Genomic DNA, 17,776 nt, shown 5'->3' with positions numbered 1-17,776 from the left:
TTTGCCGGTTGGACCTCAATGAACCTCAGCCTGAGCGACATCGCGCCACCCCTGCGCTGGACCTCTCCCGGCCAGGTAGCGCCGATCGCAACCGACCCCCGTCTCCCCGAGGCGTGGTGGCAGGCGCTTCCGCTCGACCGGGCCTGCTCAACCATCGGGACCTCCGAGGTCGCCGGACGTCTGGCGGACCTCGCCCTGACGTGCTGGGGACACCTGATGCTCGGCGACGTGCTGCCCCTGCTCAGGTTCGCCGATCCGGCTTCGAGCGTCAGGACCCCCGAGGGGCTGGGACGCGAGGTGGTGCACAAACTGTTCACCGGGGTGCTGGAACGCCTCCTCGAGCCGGTCACCGAGGAGAGCGTCGCCCAAGTGCGTCCCTCCCGGCCCGACCGGCCGCTGCCGGAGCTGATCGACGAGGTCTTCGCGACCCTGGACGACCGGCAGCGGGCGATCGCCAGGGACCGCCTGTACGCCTCGCAGCGGGCCACGCTGGACGACCTGGCCCAGCGCTTCTCCGTGACCAGGGAGCGGATCCGGCAGATCGAGCGTGACCTGCGCGACCACGTGGAGGCCTGGCTCGCGAGCGAGGACGCGGCCCCGCTGGTCGCCCACGTCTCCTGGCTGCGCGGGCGCCTCGGCTCCGCCGTGCCCGCCGACGACCTGGCGGCGGCGGTGCCGTGGCACCGCGGCGACCTGGCGACCCTGGGCATTCCCGCGTGGCGGTTCGTGCGGACCCTGCTGACCGGCTACGACCAGGTGGACGGCTGGCTCGTGGCGGGCGGGGCCGACGAGCTGCGGGAGAAGACCAGGCAGCTGTTCACCGACGGCCCGCGCCCCCTGGTCGAGGCCGTCACGCTGGTCAGCCAGCTGGGCATCCGCGAGGACGTGGCCGAGCGGTGGCTCATCGCGGTGCCCCAGCTCCGGGTCCTCGAGGACCACGTGGTGCCGTGGCCGCGCAGCGTCAACGACAAGGCAGAGGCCGTGCTCGCGGTCGCGGGCAGCGCGCTGACCCCCGAGGAGATCCAGGAGCGCATCGGCGAGGACTACAGCCTGGTCGGCATCCGCAACCAGCTCACCGCCGACGACCGCTTCCTGCGTCTCGACCGCAACAAGTACGGCCTGTCCCGGTGGGGCGGCGAGCAGTACCTGGGCATCCGGGAGATGATCGTCCGCGAGATCGAGCGGTCGAACGGCGAGGCCTCGGTCAACACGATCGTCACGAACCTGACCTCGCGCTACGACGTGAGCGAGAGCTCGGTCCGCGCCTACGCGGGCGGCCCCGGCTTCGAGCGCACCCAGCGCGGCTGGATCAGGGTCGCCGGCGCCGAGCAGCCCGACTACCAGCCGCGCCGGGACGTCTCGGCGACCCGCCGCTGCTTCCGCAGCCGCGACGGGCGCTGGTGGCACCGGGTCGACGTCAACGCCGAGCACCTGCGGGGCTCGGGGTCGCCGCTGCCCACCGGCTTCGCCGCGCACCTGGGCATGGCGCCCGGCGGCCAGCTGACCGCCTCGACCCCGTCCGGCGACGTGGTGATCAGCTGGCACAACCAGCCGACCATGGGTTCCATCCGTCCCGTCCTGGTCGCCGCGAACGCCGCGGAGGGCGACCACGTCTTCCTGACGGTCTCGGACGGCGGCGAGCTCCTGACCCGTTACCTTCCCGCGGCGGCGGCGGGCCTGCCCGCGCTGAACCGGGCCCTGCACCTGATCGGCTACACCGCCCCCGTCGCCTCGGAGGCCGAGGGCATCCGCCTCATCGGGGCCCGCATCGGCCTGCAGGACGGCTCGGGCCGGGACGAGGTCATCGCCCGTCTCCGCGACCGCGGCGACCGTGACATCCTCGCCTTCCTCGAGGGGGCCGCCTGACGGAACCCTCCAGGCGACGCCCCCGCGACCTTTCTGGCGACGTCTCATGGCAATAGGCTCGGAGCATGCTACGGCTGTATGACACACGGCGCCGCCAGGTCGAACCGGTCGTCCCCCAGGGGGCCAGGTCGATGCGGATGTACACCTGCGGGCCGACCGTCTACCGCCACGCGCACGTGGGCAACCTCCGTTCCTACCTCCTGGCCGACCTGATCAGGCGGGTCGCGGAGCGGCACCGGGTCCGGGTCGTCGCCTGCCGGAACATCACCGACGTCGGGCACCTCGTCGACGACGCCGAGACCGACCCGACGGGCGAGGACAAGGTCCTGGCCCAGGCCCGCGCCGAGGGAAGGACCGGCCTCGAGGTCGCGCGGTTCTACGAGGAGGCGTTCAGGGCCGACACGGCCACGCTGAACATGCGCCCGCCCGAGCACTCCCCCAGGGCGACGGAGACGATCGACCTCATGGTCGAGATGATCGCCAAGCTGATCGAGAAGGGGCACGCCTACGCGACCCCCGACGGGTCGGTCTTCTTCGACGCCGCCTCCTTCCCCTCCTACGGCGAGATCTCGGGCAACCGCCTCGACCAGCTGAAGCCCGGCCATCGCGTCGAGGGCGTCGACCCGCGCAAGCGCTTCCACGCCGACTGGGCCCTGTGGAAGCCCTCCGATCGTGAGATGACCTGGGAGACCCCGTGGGGACGGGGCTTCCCCGGCTGGCACATCGAGTGCTCGGCCATGTCGCTGCGCTTCCTCGGCGAGCGCGTCGACCTGCACACGGGCGGGATCGACCTGCGCTTCCCACACCACGAGGACGAACGGGCCCAGACCGACTCCGCCGTGGGGCACGAGGTGGTCGACCACTGGGTGCACGGCGAGCACCTGCTCTTCGACGGGCGCAAGATGGCCAAGTCGACCGGCAACGTGGTCCTGCTCGGCGACGTGACGGAGGCGGGGCTCGATCCGCTGGCCGTGCGGCTCGCCCTGCTCGAGCACCGCCACCGCCAGCAGATGAACCTCACCTGGGACACCCTCAGGGCGGCCGACAAGGCCCTGCGCCGCTGGCGCTCCCGGGTCGCCGAGTGGTCGGAGTCCCCCAGCCGCCCGATGCCCGCCGAGCGGGTCTCCCGGATCGAGGCCGCCTTCGACGACGACCTCGACACCCCGCTGGCCCTGCGCCTGCTGCGGGAGCTGGAACGCGACGACTCGATCGCGCCCGGCTCCCGGTTCGAGGCCTTCCTGCACCTGGACCAGATCCTCGGCCTCGACCTGTCGATCGACATCGGCAGGTCGCCGAGTCTCCCGCCCGGCGCCGCCGAGCTGCTCGAACAGCGGCTGCGGGCGCGCGGGGCCAGGGACTGGACCGCCTCGGACCGGCTCCGCGACGAGCTCGCCGCCCTCGGAGTCCGGGTCGCGGACACCCCGGAGGGCCAGACCTGGTCGGCCGGGACCCACTAGCCCTCCTCCCGCCCGCCGAGACGACGGTGAGGGGGCGGGCCCGGCGGCGTCGGCGGGGCGGGCGAAACGGGATGAGGTTCCCCTGTCCCCGCAGGTCGCAGGGCGGATCACGGTTAATGTCGGTGACAGCCGATAGCGTCCCGATCATGAGTGAGATTGGCGTTGTCGTACGGGTCGCCACAACCGCCGACCTGGACGGGGTCGTGGCGTGCAGTTCCGCGCTGTTCGCCGAGGACGCCGGGACCCGCGACCCCTCCCTCAACGTGAACTGGCCGAGGGAGCACGGCCTGGCCAGGTTCACCGAGGCGCTGGGCGACCCCGGGCGTCTGGTGATGGTCGCCGAGGACGACAGGCGGATCGTCGGCCACCTGACCGGCTCGCTGTCGGAGCCCACCCCGATGCGGCCGGTCACGGTCGCGACGCTGGGCAGCGTCTACGTGCAGCCCGCCTACCGCGGGCAGAAGATCGGAGCCAGGCTGGTGGCGGAGTTCAGGACGTGGGCGACCCTGCACGGCGCGCAGTACGCGGGCGTGACGGCCTACTCCGGCAACGAGGCGGCCGTCCGCTTCTACCAGCGCAACGGCTTCGCCATGCGCTCGGTGGTCCTGGAGACCACGCTGTAGTCCCGGACGGCGCCGGGAGGTTCGCCGGTCGGGCCGCTGAGAGGCCCGGTCGGGGGAGGCTGTTCAGAGGCCGTCAGAGGCCGCTGAGAGGCAGGTCAGGGGTCACGCTGAGGGGCCGGGTCAGGGTCGCGCCGAGGGGGCTGCTCAGGCGCGGGGCCTGAGCTGCCGGAGGGTGTAGCCGCCGCCCGCCGGGTCCAGGGGCCTGGTGGCCTGTTTGAAGAGATACTCGGCCCGCTCGTAGGACAGGCGGCGGCGTCCCGTCTCGGGGCACAGGTCGCTCTCCGCCGGTGTCCGGGACGGTCCCGGACGCCGGTCCGTGAGGAAGACGGGGCCGCGGGCCCTGCCCGCGAGCAGATGGGGAAGGAGCCCAGCGGTCCCTGAGCGCCAGCTCACCCAGCCGTCGCCCACGCGTGCCCTGCGGTCCTCCAGGTCCAGGTCCTCGACGTTCAGGGACAGCACCGCCGTCACCCCGGCCGCCGACTCGTGCAGGAGCCGCCACAGGGTCCGTTCACGCAGCGGCAGGTCCGCACGGCTCCAGAGCGCCTCGAGCTTCGCCTGGCCGATCGTCTCCGTCGGGGGGCGGGTCTCGGCCCGCCGGTCGAGACCTGCCGCGAGGTCGTCGAGGGACGCCCACGCGCCGAACGACCTGACGGCCGACCTGTGCCGGTTCCAGGTGCCGGCCGCCGCCCCGCCCCAGGCCGTCGCGAACACCCGCACCACCTGTTCGGCGGTCAGGGAGGCCAGCGGCAGCTGGTCGCCCAGGGTCAGGCGCAGGCGTCGCAGGGTCTGCCCGTACGAGCGGACCGTCCCGGCCTCCAGGTCGTCGCGGTCGAGGAAGTCCCCGGCGGCCTGCGCGAGGGTGACTCCCGGCGTCCCGGCGACGGCGATCTCCTCCGCCCGGCGGAGCAGGAAGGCGCGCTCGGCGACGTTCCCGGTGAGGGAGGCGGCCCGCTCCAGCTCCAGGCGCGCCTCCTCGTGCCGTCCCAGCCGGATCAGGAGATCGCCCCGGACACCGGGAAGAAGGTGGTAGTCCTGCAGCGTGGGATCGGCGGTCAGCGAGTCGACCAGGGCGAGCCCCGCCTGGGGGCCGTGCGCCATCCCGACCGCCACGGCCCGGTTGAGCTGGACGACCGGCGTGGGCAGCAGCCGGGCCAGGGCCTCGTACAGCGTCGCGATCTGCGTCCAGTCCGTGTCCTGCGGGGTCCGTGCCTGCGCGTGGCACACGGCGATCGCCGCCTGCAGCACGTAGGGGCCCGGCGTGCCGCCGATCTCCCTGGCCCGCAGCATCGCGGTGAACCCGCGGCGGATGAGCAGCTGGTCCCAGCGCCCCCGGTTCTGCTCGAGCAGCTGGACGGGCTCGCCGGAAGGGCCGGTCCTGGCGTCCGCGCGGGACGCCTGGATCTCCATCAGCGCGACGAGTCCGTGCACCTCCGCCTCGTACGGCGCCAGCTCGGCCAGCAGCCGGCCGAGCCGCAGCGCCTCGTGGCAGAGGCCGGGGCGCATCAGGTCGTCGCCTGACGTGGCCGAGTATCCCTCGTTGAAGATCAGATAGATGACCCCGAGCACCGACGCCAGGCGTTCGGCCAGCTCGGAGCCTTCCGGCAGCTCGAACGGCACCTGTTCCTCGGCCAGCGTCCGCTTCGCCGAGGCGACGCGCCGGGCGATCCTCGGTTCGGTGACCAGGAAGGCCCGCGCGATCTCCGCGGATGTCAGGCCGCCGAGCAGCCTGAGCGTCAGCGCGACCCGTTCCTCGGTCGGGAGGGTCGGGTGGCAGGAGACGAACATCAGCCGCAGGACGTCGTCCCGTTCCGGGTCCTGCGGCTCGGGGTCCTGCCGCTGGTCCAGCTCGCGGGCGAGCTGCTCGTGCCTGCGTTCGAGACGCTGGGACCGCCGGATGCGGTCGACGGCGCGACGCTTGGCGACGGCCGTCAGCCAGGCGCCGGGACTGTCCGGGACTCCCGACTCCGGCCACTGCTCGAGGGCGGAGACGAGCGCGTCCTGGGCCAGTTCCTCGGCGAGGCCGACGTCGTGCACCAGCCGCGTGAGCGCGGCGACGATCCTGGCCGACTCGAGTTTCCAGACCGCGTCGACCGTGCGGTGGACGTCCGTCACGGGCATGATGACAGCACCGCCCCCGTTCGCTCGCAAACCGGGGCGGTGCCGTCAGGCGGCTCGAAGCCCATGTCTCAGGGGCCGAAGACCTGCTGGATCACGCTCTCGCCGTCGCCGACGATCCTGCGGAACCTGCGGGCCAGCTCGATCGCCTCCTCCTTGGAGCGGACCTCGATCAGCGCGAAGCCGGCCACGGCTTCCTTGGCCTCGGCGAACGGCCCGTCCGTCACCGTGATCGTGTCGCCGGAGGACGTCATCCGCACGCCACCCGCCTCGAGGCCGCCGGTGGCCAGCAGCACGCCCGCCGCGGTCAACTCCTCGACGAACCTCGCCATCTCGACGTACAGGTTCTCGTCGGGGGCGGTGTCGGAGGCCTTGGTCGTCATCAGGTAGCGCATGGGTTTCTCTTTCCTCGCGTTCTGCCGTGGTGTTCTGCCTCCACGTCGTCCAATCTATGTGACAGGGAATGGCGCCGTTCCCTGTCACATCGCCGGATCGACGGATGGCTGAGAACCAAGGCAGACGAACCCGAGAAGGGCACGGCCATGACCGTCATCCAGATCCCCGCCACGACCGCGACGACCGTCGTGACCGCCGAGACCGCCGAGCCTCCGGTCGCCGCCGCGTCACCGGTCACCCGCTCCCTGCTCACCTGCGCGGCCGTCGCGGCGCCCCTGTGGGCGGCCGTCTCCCTGGTCCAGGCCGCCACCCGCGAGGGCTTCGACCTGACCCGCCACCCGTTGAGCGCGCTGAGCAACGGCTCCCTCGGCTGGCTGCAGATCGCCAACTTCCTGGTCGCGGGAGTCCTGACCGTCGTCGGGGCGAGCGGCCTGCGCCGCGCCATGCACGGCACTCCTGGGGGCAGGTGGGCGCCCCGGCTGCTCCGGATCAACGGCGTCGGCATGATCGCCGCCGGGCTCTTCGTCATGGACCCGGCCGACGGCTTCCCCGTCGGCACCCCGTACGGGATGCCCGAGGCGCTCACCTGGCACAGCTACGGCCACATGGCCGCGGGCTCGATCTCCTTCACCGCCCTGATCGCCGCCTGCTACGTCCTGGGCCGTCACTTCGGGCGCACCGGTTTCCGCGGCCACGCCGTCGCCTCCCGTGTCGCAGGCACCGCCCTCCTGGTCGGCGACGGCTGGGCGATGAGCGGCGGCGGGGCCGGTTCGCTGACCCTGGCCGTCGGCGCCGTCACCGCGATGCTCTGGATCTCCGCGGTCGCCGCCCGGTACCGCCGCGGCCGGTGAGCCTCTCCGTGCCTCTCCGCTGAGCCTCTCCGCGCCTCTCCGCCGCGAGGGCCCGCCCGATCCCGGGCGGGCCCTCGCCGTCCGCCGTTCTCCCAGGTGTCCAGCCCGTGCCAGGCCACAGGAATTGATCAAGAAAAGGGCGTTCCGGCTCCTGAGGGCTGCCAAACTTGTTCGACCACGCCGCATAGGAGGTGTTTGTGAAGTTCCGGCCTTATGCCTGGATGCCCCGGCCGCTCACGTGGCTCGCACGAGTGGTGACCGTCCTCGTGGTGCTCGCACTGGCTCTGGCCGGGGCCGGGGTGTGGGCCGTACGCGCGTCCTTCCCGCAGCTGTCGGGCGAGCTCAAGGTGGAAGGCCTCAGCGGAAAAGTCACCGTATATCGGGATAAAACAGGTGTTCCGCATATCTACGCGGACTCTCCGGAGGACCTGTTCCTCGCCCAGGGATACGTGCACGCCCAGGACCGTTTCTTCGAGATGGACTTCCGCAGGCACGTGACGGCGGGACGCCTCTCCGAGATGTTCGGCCCCTCGACCCTCGTCGAGGACAAGGTCATCCGGACCATGGGCTGGCGCAGGATCGCCGAGCAGGAGCTGCCGACGCTCTCCGAGCAGACCCGGCGCTACCTGGACGCCTACGCCAAGGGCGTGAACTCCTGGATGGGCCGGCACAAGGGCTCCTTCGGCAGGAGCCTGGAGTACGGGGTGCTGCTGCTCACCAACTCGGGCTACGAGCCGGAGCCGTGGACCCCGGCCGACTCCGTCTCATGGCTCAAGGCCATGGCGTGGGACCTGCGCTCCAACCTCTCGGAGGAGATCGGCAGGGCGCTCGCGGCGAGCAGGCTGCCGCGCGAGCGGGTCGAGCAGCTCTGGCCCGGATATCCCTTCGACGCCCACCAGCCGATCGTCACCCGGGGATCGGTCACCGACCGCGGGTTCGACCAGAAGGAGGAGCCGCGCGGGGGCGTCACCCAGCCGGACACCGCGCCCGACCCCGCCGCGCTGACCCGCGCCGCCGGGGCCGTGCGGGCGGTGCCGAGCCTGACGGGCGACCCCAGGGGCGGCCGCGGCATCGGCTCGAACTCCTGGGTGGTCGGCGGCCGGCACACCGCGTCGGGCAAGCCGCTGCTGTCCAACGACCCGCACCTGGCGCCCAACATGCCCTCGGTCTGGTACCAGGCCGGGCTGCACTGCCGCACCAAGAGCGCCCAGTGCCCGTTCGACGTCACCGGATTCACCTTCTCCGGCCTGCCCGGCGTGATCATCGGCCACAACGACCGGATCGCCTGGGGCTTCACCAACCTCGGCCCCGACGTCGCCGACCTGTACCTCGAACGGGTCAGGGACGACTCCTACCTGTTCATGGGCGAGTGGCGGCCGCTCACGACCAGGGTGGAGAAGATCGAGGTCGCGGGCGGCGAGCCGGTCATGCTCAGAGTCCGCGACACCATGCACGGACCGATCATCTCCGACGTCCTGCAGGACGCGAAGGACGCCCTGCCCGGCACGGCGAAGATCTTCAAGGAGCAGGCGGAGGCGGTCGCGCTCAAGTGGACGGCGCTCGAACCGGGCAGGACCGCCGACGCGATCTTCGAGCTCGACGCCGCGCAGGACTGGCAGGGGTTCAGGGCCGCGGCCGCCAAATTCGAGGTGCCCTCGCAGAACCTGATCTACGCCGACGTCGAGGGCAACATCGGCTACCAGGCACCCGGCCGGATCCCGGTGCGGACCAGGGGCGACGGCACCTGGCCCGTCCCCGGCTGGACCGGCGAGTACTCCTGGCAGGCGGCCGTCCCCTTCGACGAGCTGCCCAGCCTCTACAACCCGCCGGAGGGGTACATCGTGACCGCGAACAACGCGGTCATCGACCCCGAGCGTTATCCGCACATGCTGACCAAGGACTGGGCGTACGGCTACCGCTCCCAGCGCATCCTGGACCGCCTCGGAGCCGAGTTGAAGAAGGGCAAGGTGGACGCCGCGACCATGGGCGCGGTGCAGCAGGACACCGACAACGGCTTCGCCCGGTTCCTGGTGCCCAGGCTGACGGCCCTGAAGGTGGCGGGCGGCGCCGCCGAGGCCCTCGAACCGCTGCGCTCCTGGGACGGCTCCCAGGAGATGGAGTCGGGCGCGGCGGCGTACTTCAACGCCGTCTGGCGGCACCTGCTCGTCGAGACCTTCGACGACGACCTGCCCGAGGGGGCGTGGCCGTCGGGCGGCGACCGGTGGTTCGAGGTGGTCCGCGTGATGCTCGACAGGGCCGACGACCCGTTCTGGGACGACACGCGGACGCCGCAGAAGGAGACCCGCGACGACATGCTGCGGCGCGCCATGGCCATGGCCTACGACGAGCTGACCGAGCGCCTCGGCCCCGACGTCGGGGCCTGGCGCTGGGGCGACCTGCACACGCTCGAGCTGACCAGCCAGACCTTCGGCTCCTCGGGGATCGCCCCGGTCGAATGGCTGTTCAACCGGGGCCCGTTCCCCGTCCCCGGCAGCGACGACGCGGTCAACGCCGCGGGCTGGGACGTCCAGGAGGACTACACGGTGAACTGGCTGCCGTCGATGCGGATGGTCGTCGACCTGTCCGACCTGGACAGATCCCAGTGGATCAACCTGACGGGCGCTTCCGGCCACGCCTTCCACGACAACTACTGGGACCAGGCGCCGCTGTGGGCGAGCGGGAGGACGACCCCCATGCTCGCCCGCGAGGAGTCGATCAGGAAGGCCGCGACCCACACCCTGGTCCTCACGCCGTGACTCCGCCGGGCCCCCCTTGGTCCTCAAGCTGGTCCTCAAGCTGGTCCTCACGCCGTGACCGCGCCGCCGGACTCCCACACCGGAAGGCCCCCCGACCCGGCGGTCAGGGCCGAGGGCTCCCTGCCGGTTCCGAGGGACGGCAGGACGCGGGACTCTCCGATGGAGAGGTCCCACAGGTCGGCGCGGTCGCGGCCCGCCTCGGTCCAGGCGGCGCGGGCCTGCTCGATCGGGGCGAGCAGCGACTCGCCGGACAACACGAAGGTGCCCCAGTGCATGGTCGCCATCCGCCGCGCGCCGACGTCCTGGCACGCCTGTACGGCCTGCGCCGGGTCGACGTGCGAGGACCTCATGAACCACCGGGGCTCGAACGCGCCGACCGGCATGAGCGCCAGGTCGATCCCCTCCGGGTAGCGCTCCCCGATCTGCGCGAAGCGCTCGCCGTACCCGCTGTCCCCGGCGAAGTAGATCGTCTGCTGCCCTGACCTGATCACCCAGCCGCCCCACAGTGTCCTGCAGGTGTCGCCGACCGATCTGCGGCTCCAGTGGTGCGCGGGCACGAAGTCGAAGCCGACCCCGCCGATCGTGGCGCTCTCCCACCAGTCGAGCTCGGTGACGTCGGTGAAACGCCGCCGGGTGAACCAGGGCCTCAGCTTGGCCGGGACGAGGATCGGGGTGTCCCTCGGCAGCCGCCGCACGGTCGCCGCGTCCAGGTGGTCGTAGTGGTTGTGGCTGATCACCACGGCGTCCACCCTGGGCAGTTCGGTCCACGCGACGCCGGGCGGGGTGAGCCGCGGCCGGACTCCGGGGATCTTCCTCGCCCAGACCGGGTCGGTCAGGATCGTCATCCCGCCGATCTGCAGGACGTAGGTGGCGTGGCCGACCCAGGTGACCACGGTCTCCGTCGCCAGCGCCCTGGGCAGCCCGTTGCGGTGGACCGGGATCCGGTCGACGTCTCCGATGCCGGGCCTGAGCCCGCCGTGCCACAACGCCACGACCAGCTCCTGGAACGCGGGGAGCGGGGAGGTCAACCTGTCTCTGAAACTGTACGGCCACGACCTGTCGGGCACTCGCGGCGAGATCTCCGGCTGGGCCGTCTGCGGCATGGGTGACCCCCTTGGCAACCATCGGTCCGGACGATGATTCCTATTTGAGGTGATTCATTCCCACTAAGATGACCTCGGCCGAAACCACCAGGGCGATTTACGGGTATAGTTCCCGTCTTCCAGGTTCGCGAGCCGTTCGAAAACGTTCCAGGCGGCGTGGTCGCCGCAGATCACCACGGAGACGGCGAGCGCGACCACGTACAGCGGCAGCATCGGCAGCCCCACGCAGAGCATGTACTGGGAGGCGTGCCTGCCCTCGTGCCTCAGCAGGGCCTCGGTGAAACACCCCTCCTGCCCCCTGGTCAGCACCACGTTGCCGACGGTGAACGCCCCCGCGACCGGGAACGGGATGCGGTAGTCATAGGCGAGGATCAGCCCGTCGGGCCCCCGCGTCCGTCGGGCCCGGCCGAGGCGCGCCACCAACAGCCCCAGCGGGGTGGACAGGTTCACGTAGTTGAGCGTCCGCCGTACCCGATGCAACCGCCGCATACCGGGATTGTGCGCCGTCAGACCGCTGGAGACCAGCGCGAACCCGTGACACCACGGTGGGCCGGCTCGGCACGGCCGGGTCCCGCGACCGGGGCCGGCCCGGGCACGGGCCGTGACGTCACGCGGGCGGACCTTGGTACGGCCCGGGCGGGCCCTGGTACGGCCCGGGCGGGCGGGAGCCGTAGGAGTGCTGGGTGAGAAGCCAGGAACCGCCGTGCCTGGTCGGCGAGAGCAGGACGCCCGCCAGGACCGCGACCACTCCCCCGTAGAGGTAGACGTAGCCGGACGGGTCGTTGGCGATGACCACGTCGCCCTCCGGCCTGCCCGCCAGCCAGACCATCGTCATCACCAGCCAGCCCGCGGCCGGAGCCAGGGCCGCGAGCTTTCCCCCCATCGCCCGGCCCGCGCCGTGACAGACGGCGAACAGCAGCAGGACGCAGCCGATGGCCGAGATCGGGATCGGCGAGAGGTACCACGAGTGGTGGAAGGCCCCGAGAACCCCCATCACGAGCCCCAGGATGACGAGCACGGCGTACGCCGCTCCGGTGACCGCCCTCTCCGAGGGCCTCTCCACCGCCGAGACCTGCTCCATCACAACCATCGAGGCTAGTCGATCCCGGCGAAGAGATCGTCTTCCAGCTTGTACGGCTCGCCGAGCCCGCCCACCTCGATCGGAGCGGCCGGGACGGTCGGCCCCTGCGTGCCCGCGCGCAGGATGAAGTGCTCGACCGCGAACGCCTCCTGGCCGATGTCGTTCGACAGGGCGAACCAGGGCGGATCCACACTGATCTGGGTGGCGTGCGCCCGCATCGCGTCGATCTTGCGGCCGATGTGGGCACGGGCGTCGATCTCGGTGGTGATCTCCTCGTCGGCGCACCCGAACGGCAGGTCGTCGACGTCCTCGACGAGGAAGCGCACGTCGGCCTCGCGCATCGCCTCCGCGCTCCTGCGCATCGTGGACCTGGCCATCGCGGTGAAGTAGAACTTGGCGATCCGCCACGGCTCGCCCTCGCCGAACGCCGGGTCGGCGGCCAGCTCGAAGGCCCGCCACGCGACACGGTTGGCCTTGATGTGGTCGGGGTGCCCGTAGAAGCCGTTCTCGTCGTAGGTGACGAGCACCTGGGGCCGCACCTCACGGATGACCTTGACCAGCTCTCCCGCGGCCTCGTCCAGGTCGGCCCGCCAGAAGGCGTCCTGCCTGTCGTTGGAGGCGACGCCCATCATGCCGGAGTCACGCCAGCGCCCGGGACCGCCGAGGAAGCGGTGGTCGGTGACGCCCAGGGCCTCGCAGGCCGCCGCCAGCTCGCCGATCCTGTGCTCGCCCAGTGTGTCGTCGCGGTCGGCCGCCAGGTGGGCCAGCTCGGGCGGGATGACCTCGCCCCCCTCGCCGAGCGTGCAGGTCACCAGGGTGACCAGGGCCCCCTCCGCGGCGTACTTGGCCATCGTGGCCCCGCTGCCGATCGTCTCGTCGTCGGGGTGGGCGTGCACGAGCAGCAGACGGCGGTCGTTCATGTCCTCGAGGGTATCCGTCTCGTGTAGAGGGTGATGCGAACCGCCCCGGATATCCGGGTCTGTCCGGCTTTCTTGAAGGTCCGCTTGAGCTCCCTCAGCCGGGGGTCGTCCTGCCACTCGGCTCCGAGGATGCGTCGTGAGACCAGCCACACCCGGTCGGCCCCGGGGGCGAAGTCCGCCAGCCTGCGGTACGGCTCGCCGTACACCGCGACGAACAGCCGGAATCTCTGAGGCATGTAGAGCACGGCGTCGCCCGGCCTCTCCCGAACTCCGAGCTCCGCCGCCAGGGTGCGGAGGTCGTCGGGGCGGTTGGCGGGCCCGCGGACGGTGAGATGGGCGCTCGCCGACAGCGCGACCAGGAGCGCGAGGACCGCCAGGCTCACCGGGGCACGGCGGAGCGCGATCAGGCCCGCCCCGGCCAGCAGTGCCACGGCCGGTAGGACGAACAGGACATAGCGCGGGTTGTAGACCGGGTACACCTGCGAGACGGCGAACGACAGCGCCACGGGCAACAACGCCCAGGGCACCGCGACCACCGCCAGGGACGGCGTCGCCTTCCCGCCTTCCGGTCGCGCACCCGCCTCTGCCTCCGGTTCCGCCCCCGGCTCCGTTCCCGGCTGCGTCCCCGTCCCCGGACGTGCTCCCGGGCGTGCCCCGTACCAGACTCCGAGCAGGGCCAGCAGGGTGAGGAGGGCCAGGAACAGCGGCGGCGTGGAGGAGTCCCGCCAGGACACCGGACCGCCGGAGATCTCGACGCCGAACTGCGCCAGCGCGGCGAGGTCGGGCGTCTTCAGCCAGAAGAGCTGCTCGTCACGCTGCCCGGAGGCGATGACCACGAGCGGAGCCAGCAGCGCCCCGGCTCCGGCGACCGAGGCCAGCCACGCGACGATCTCCCCGCGCCTGCGGGCGACGGCGACGGTGACGGCGTGCGCGGGCAGCAGGAGCAACGCGTAGAGGTGGAACCAGCCGAGAAGGGCGATCAGCGCGCCGTACCCGAGGAAGCGCGACCTGCGCTCGCCGAGCAGGACCCAGGTCGCGGCCACCGCGACCGCGCTGACCAGCGCGTAGCTCCGCGCCTCCTGACCGTAGCGGCTGACCATGGGCAGCGTCGCGTAGACCAGGCCTGCCAGCTGCCCCGCCCACGGCCCCGTCCACGGCCCTGTCCACGGCCCCGTCCTTGGCCCTGTCTTCGGCCCTGTCTTCGGCATCGCCAGCCTCCGGCCGATGGCCGCGACCCCGAACGTCGCCCCCGCGACCGCGAGCGCCGAGGGCAGCCGGACCGCGACCTCCCCGCCGAAGGCGGCGAAGGGACGCAGCAGGAGGTAGTACAGCGCGTGGACGGTGTCGATGTGGCGGAGCAGTTCCCACAGCTCGTCGAGCGACATGGTCGCCGCCAGCACACTGACCGACTCGTCCCGCCAGAAGGACGGGACGCCGATCCCCCAGAGCACGAACGCGAAAGCCAGAACGGCAGGTGCCGCGGGGGAACGACAAATTCGCGCGCTAAGCGTCACTCGCCCAAGTTTCTCCTATGATCGCCCGCGGTTGGACCGTCCCAGGGAGATCCGTGAAACGGCTGGGACTGGCAAGATGACTGGTATGAGTGAGAGTTTTCCTCGTCTGCACGCAAGGACCCGCCGATTCACCCTCGGAGTGCCGCGTGCCTTCACCATCGCGCCTGACGGCGCGCGCATTGTCTTCCTGCGGACGAAGGGCGGCTGCGACCCGGTCACCTGTCTGTGGGAGTTCGACGTCGCGAGCGGCACCGAACGGCTGATCGCCGATCCGCGTGTCATAGCGGCGGACGAGGAGAACCTCCCGCCCGAGGAACGGGCGCGCCGCGAGCGCAGCAGGGAGCAGGCGGGGGGCATCGTCGGCTACAGCGCCGACGCCGCCGTGACCGTCGTGGCGTTCGCGCTCTCCGGCGGGCTGTACGTCGTGGACCTGAAGACCAGGAGCGTGCGTCACCTGAGGACCGCGGGCCCGGTGATCGACCCCCGGGTCTCCCCGACCGGCGAGCACGTCGCCTACGTGACGGGCGGCGAGTTCCACGTTCAGGACCTTGAGGACGAGGTCGACCACAGGCTGGCCCGCCCCGAGTCGCCCGAGGTGACGTACGGCCTGGCCGAGTTCATCGCCGCCGAGGAGATGGACCGCATGCGGGGCTACTGGTGGTCCCCGTCCGGCGACGCCGTACTCGTCGAACGGGCCGACGAGTCGCCGGTCTCGAAATGGCACATCGCCGACCCGGCCAACCCCGCCAGGCCCGCGACCGAGCAGCGCTACCCCGCCGCCGGCACGGCCAACGCCAAGGTCGAGCTGTTCGTGCTGGGGCTGGACGGCTCCCGCACCCCGGTCCCCTTCGACGACGAGTACCTCGTCACCGCCTCGTGGGACGCCCACGGCCCGTCGATCGTCACCCTGACGCGCGACCAGAAGACCATGCGCCTGTTCGACGTCGACCCGGCCACGGGGACCTCGACCCTCGTCCGCCAGGACACCGACCCCGCCTGGGTCGACATCGTCACCGGCGTCCCCGGCCACCTGTCGGACGGCACGCTGGTCTGGGCGGCGAACATCGACGGCGGCCACCGTCTGGTCATCGGCGACCAGCCCGTCACGCCGCCCACGCTCCAGGTCCGCGAGATCCTCGACGTCGACGGCGACGCCGTGCTGTTCCGCGCCAGCGGCGAGCCGACCCAGATCGCCCTGTGGGCCTACAAGGACGGCCGCATCACCCTGGTCAGCCCCTCGGAGAGCGGCGTCTACAGCGGCCACACCGCGGGCGGCACCCTCGTGGTCACCGGCCAGACCCTCGACGGAGAGGGGTCGACCGCGCGCGTCTCCCACCACGGCAGGCCCGTCGGCCACATCGCCTCCCACGCCGAGCGCCCCGGCCTCGACCTGCGGGTCTCGCTGATCCGCGCGGGCGAGCGCGACCTGTCGACCGCCGTCCTCCTCCCGTCGGGACACGTGCCGGGTTCGGCGAGACTGCCGGTCCTCATGGACCCGTACGGCGGGCCGCACGCCCAGCGCGTCCTGGCCGCCTCGGGCGCCTACCTCACCAGCCAGTGGTTCGCCGACCAGGGCTTCGCGGTCGTCGTGGCCGACGGCAGGGGCACCCCCGGGCGGGGTCCCGAGTTCGAGCGGGCCATCCTGCACGACGTGGCGACCCCCATCCTGGAGGACCAGGTCGACGCCCTGCACGGAGCCGCCGCGCAGTTCCCCGACGACCTGGACCTGACCAGGGTCGCCATCAGGGGCTGGTCCTTCGGCGGCTACCTCGCCGCCCTGGCCGTGCTGCGCCGCCCCGACGTCTTCCACGCGGCCGTCGCCGGAGCTCCGGTGACCGACTGGCGTCTCTACGACACCTGCTACACCGAGCGGTACCTCGGCCACCCCGACGAGGGCCACTACGAGTCCACGTCGCTGTTCGCCGACGCGGAGAAGCTGGACCGCCCGCTCCTGCTGATCCACGGCCTGGCCGACGACAACGTGGTCGCCGCCCACACCCTGCGCCTGTCGTCCGCCCTGCTCTCCGCGGGCCGCCCGCACAGCGTGCTGCCGCTGTCCGGCGTCACCCACATGACCCCGCAGGAGGTCGTGGCGGAGAACCTGCTGCTGCTCCAGGTCGACTTCCTCAAGAAGGCCCTCTCCTGAGGACTCCCTCCTGAAGGCCTTCCTGAAGACTCTGTCCTGAGGCGGCGGTTTCCGAGCCGAGAACAGGGGAGGGCGCCGCGCACGCGACGCCCTCCCCCGCCCCGGATGGGAGGGAGCCTCACCGGCCCGCCGCACGGATCGGCGCCCTCGGCTCCCCGGGACCGTGCCGGGATTCCCCGGCTGAGCGTCCCCTACCCCCAGCGCTTCCAGCCGCCGTGCTTCTTCGCGCTCCCCGGGCCGCTGCCGGTTCCGGGGCCTGTCCCCGCGCTGCGGCCTCCCGGGGCGTTGTGGTCGTCCCTGGCCTCTGGGCCGTCCTCGGTGTCCCCGCCCTCCGGGCCGGTCCCGCCGCCCAGTTTGCCGCCGCCCCTGCCGCCGACCTTGTCGCCGCTCCTGCCGCCGTTCGTCGTGCGCTCGTCCTCGTCCTTCCAGTTGCCCTGCTGCCTGGGCCTGACCGGCCTCGGCCTCGACTCCTGCTTCGACTCCTGCGCCGACGAGGGAGACGGCGGAGGCGTGGAGGAGGGCACGGGAACGGGATCGGAGGCGACGACTCCCGGGAACGCCTTCTGAGCCCCTGCCCGGGACACCGCCGGGGACACGGCCTGAGACACGCCGGTCGCGTTCGCCGGGGCGAAGGCGCCGGCGTCGGAGACCGTACGGCTTCCCGGTCCGGCTGCCGAGGCCATGGCGACTCCCCCGCAGGACACGACGAGGGGGACGACGAAGGCGGCGCCGGCCAGGAACCTGCCCAGCGTCGCCTTCCGCTCCGAGCCCGCTTGGCCCATGACGGGCTCGATCGATTCAGGTGACACGAGAAGCACCCCTTTTCCAGTCCGGTGACTACATGCTTTCGACTGACCACGTTCAGCGACGATCATCGTAGCCGCCGAGGGCCGCTTCCCCCCGGAGGTGCGCCCGCCGTCGGGCGGTTCCCTCACTGCCTCCCACCTG

The 17,776-nt window shown here is 71.9% G+C and carries 14 protein-coding genes; 6 read left to right on the top strand and 8 right to left on the bottom strand.

Annotated elements, in window-relative coordinates; translation table 11 throughout:
• Window positions 1–18 precede the first annotated feature (18 nt).
• The 3 genes from PKF00_RS25255 to PKF00_RS25245 all read left to right on the top strand — a co-directional run bounded on the left by PKF00_RS25255 (window position 19) and on the right by PKF00_RS25245 (window position 3,946).
• The gene (locus PKF00_RS25255) at window positions 19–1,866 is read left to right on the top strand and encodes a sigma factor-like helix-turn-helix DNA-binding protein (RefSeq protein WP_271220117.1); all 1,848 of its coding nucleotides are present in this window, start codon (window positions 19–21) and stop codon (window positions 1,864–1,866) included.
• Window positions 1,867–1,931: 65 nt separating this feature from the next.
• On the top strand, window positions 1,932–3,323 hold the full coding sequence (cysS, locus tag PKF00_RS25250; protein ID WP_271220116.1) for a cysteine--tRNA ligase: 1,392 nt from the start codon (window positions 1,932–1,934) through the stop codon (window positions 3,321–3,323).
• A gap of 146 nt (window positions 3,324–3,469) precedes the next feature.
• Window positions 3,470–3,946, top strand: coding sequence for a GNAT family N-acetyltransferase (locus tag PKF00_RS25245; RefSeq protein WP_271220115.1), 477 nt, complete (start codon window positions 3,470–3,472; stop codon window positions 3,944–3,946).
• 144 nt (window positions 3,947–4,090) lie between these two features.
• On the opposite strand, the gene PKF00_RS25240 is transcribed toward PKF00_RS25245, so the two are convergent.
• Together PKF00_RS25240 and PKF00_RS25235 are read right to left on the bottom strand one after the other, a co-directional pair.
• Window positions 4,091–6,064, bottom strand: a complete 1,974-nt coding sequence (locus PKF00_RS25240; RefSeq protein WP_271220114.1) for a sigma-70 family RNA polymerase sigma factor — start codon at window positions 6,062–6,064, stop codon at window positions 4,091–4,093.
• Window positions 6,065–6,132: 68 nt separating this feature from the next.
• On the bottom strand, window positions 6,133–6,456 hold the full coding sequence (locus PKF00_RS25235; RefSeq protein WP_271220113.1) for a YciI family protein: 324 nt from the start codon (window positions 6,454–6,456) through the stop codon (window positions 6,133–6,135).
• 147 nt (window positions 6,457–6,603) lie between these two features.
• On the opposite strand from PKF00_RS25235, the gene PKF00_RS25230 reads away from it, so the two are divergent.
• A complete protein-coding gene (locus PKF00_RS25230) occupies window positions 6,604–7,308 on the top strand; it encodes a DUF998 domain-containing protein (RefSeq protein ID WP_271220112.1) in 705 nt (234 codons plus the stop codon).
• Between the two features lie 221 nt (window positions 7,309–7,529).
• Window positions 7,530–10,064, top strand: coding sequence for a penicillin acylase family protein (locus PKF00_RS25225; RefSeq protein WP_271220135.1), 2,535 nt, complete (start codon window positions 7,530–7,532; stop codon window positions 10,062–10,064).
• Window positions 10,065–10,111: 47 nt separating this feature from the next.
• On the opposite strand, the gene PKF00_RS25220 is transcribed toward PKF00_RS25225, so the two are convergent.
• The 5 genes from PKF00_RS25220 to PKF00_RS25200 form a co-directional block, all read right to left on the bottom strand.
• Window positions 10,112–11,167: an MBL fold metallo-hydrolase gene (locus PKF00_RS25220; RefSeq protein WP_271220111.1), complete on the bottom strand. Its 1,056-nt coding sequence runs from the start codon at window positions 11,165–11,167 to the stop codon at window positions 10,112–10,114.
• A 63-nt stretch (window positions 11,168–11,230) separates the two neighbouring features.
• Entirely contained in the window at window positions 11,231–11,656 is a 426-nt protein-coding gene (locus tag PKF00_RS25215) for a hypothetical protein (protein WP_271220110.1), read from the bottom strand.
• A gap of 118 nt (window positions 11,657–11,774) precedes the next feature.
• Window positions 11,775–12,257: a DUF6113 family protein gene (locus PKF00_RS25210; RefSeq protein ID WP_271220109.1), complete on the bottom strand. Its 483-nt coding sequence runs from the start codon at window positions 12,255–12,257 to the stop codon at window positions 11,775–11,777.
• A 5-nt stretch (window positions 12,258–12,262) separates the two neighbouring features.
• Window positions 12,263–13,168, bottom strand: coding sequence for an N-acetyl-1-D-myo-inositol-2-amino-2-deoxy-alpha-D-glucopyranoside deacetylase (gene mshB / locus PKF00_RS25205; RefSeq protein ID WP_271220108.1), 906 nt, complete (start codon window positions 13,166–13,168; stop codon window positions 12,263–12,265).
• Entirely contained in the window at window positions 13,165–14,619 is a 1,455-nt protein-coding gene (locus PKF00_RS25200) for a glycosyltransferase family 39 protein (protein WP_271220107.1), read from the bottom strand. The genes mshB and PKF00_RS25200 overlap by 4 nt, the downstream gene beginning before the upstream one ends.
• Before the next feature lie 148 nt (window positions 14,620–14,767).
• On the opposite strand from PKF00_RS25200, the gene PKF00_RS25195 reads away from it, so the two are divergent.
• Window positions 14,768–16,828: a S9 family peptidase gene (locus PKF00_RS25195; RefSeq protein ID WP_271220106.1), complete on the top strand. Its 2,061-nt coding sequence runs from the start codon at window positions 14,768–14,770 to the stop codon at window positions 16,826–16,828.
• A 191-nt stretch (window positions 16,829–17,019) separates the two neighbouring features.
• On the opposite strand, the gene PKF00_RS25190 is transcribed toward PKF00_RS25195, so the two are convergent.
• Window positions 17,020–17,637, bottom strand: a complete 618-nt coding sequence (locus PKF00_RS25190; protein WP_271220105.1) for a hypothetical protein — start codon at window positions 17,635–17,637, stop codon at window positions 17,020–17,022.
• Between the last annotated feature and the right edge of the window lie 139 nt (window positions 17,638–17,776).

This window comes from Streptosporangium carneum (assembly GCF_027922005.1).
GTDB lineage: Bacteria > Actinomycetota > Actinomycetes > Streptosporangiales > Streptosporangiaceae > Streptosporangium > Streptosporangium carneum.
Note: the sequence above shows the minus strand (reverse complement) of the source record. Positions and strands in the feature narration are given on the sequence as shown.

Excerpts from the sequence above, each read along its gene's own strand:
- PKF00_RS25245 (WP_271220115.1), top strand. The coding sequence starts at position 3,470 with ATGAGTGAGATTGGCGTTGTCGTACGGGTCGCCACAACCGCCGACCTG.
- PKF00_RS25195 (WP_271220106.1), top strand. The coding sequence starts at position 14,768 with ATGAGTGAGAGTTTTCCTCGTCTGCACGCAAGGACCCGCCGATTCACC.
- mshB (WP_271220108.1), bottom strand. The coding sequence starts at position 13,168 with ATGAACGACCGCCGTCTGCTGCTCGTGCACGCCCACCCCGACGACGAG.
- PKF00_RS25240 (WP_271220114.1), bottom strand. The coding sequence starts at position 6,064 with ATGCCCGTGACGGACGTCCACCGCACGGTCGACGCGGTCTGGAAACTC.
- PKF00_RS25225 (WP_271220135.1), top strand. The coding sequence starts at position 7,530 with ATGCCCCGGCCGCTCACGTGGCTCGCACGAGTGGTGACCGTCCTCGTG.
- PKF00_RS25220 (WP_271220111.1), bottom strand. The coding sequence starts at position 11,167 with ATGCCGCAGACGGCCCAGCCGGAGATCTCGCCGCGAGTGCCCGACAGG.
- PKF00_RS25230 (WP_271220112.1), top strand. The coding sequence starts at position 6,604 with ATGACCGTCATCCAGATCCCCGCCACGACCGCGACGACCGTCGTGACC.
- cysS (WP_271220116.1), top strand. The coding sequence starts at position 1,932 with ATGCTACGGCTGTATGACACACGGCGCCGCCAGGTCGAACCGGTCGTC.
- PKF00_RS25235 (WP_271220113.1), bottom strand. The coding sequence starts at position 6,456 with ATGCGCTACCTGATGACGACCAAGGCCTCCGACACCGCCCCCGACGAG.
- PKF00_RS25215 (WP_271220110.1), bottom strand. The coding sequence starts at position 11,656 with ATGCGGCGGTTGCATCGGGTACGGCGGACGCTCAACTACGTGAACCTG.
- PKF00_RS25255 (WP_271220117.1), top strand. The coding sequence starts at position 19 with ATGAACCTCAGCCTGAGCGACATCGCGCCACCCCTGCGCTGGACCTCT.
- PKF00_RS25210 (WP_271220109.1), bottom strand. The coding sequence starts at position 12,257 with ATGGTTGTGATGGAGCAGGTCTCGGCGGTGGAGAGGCCCTCGGAGAGG.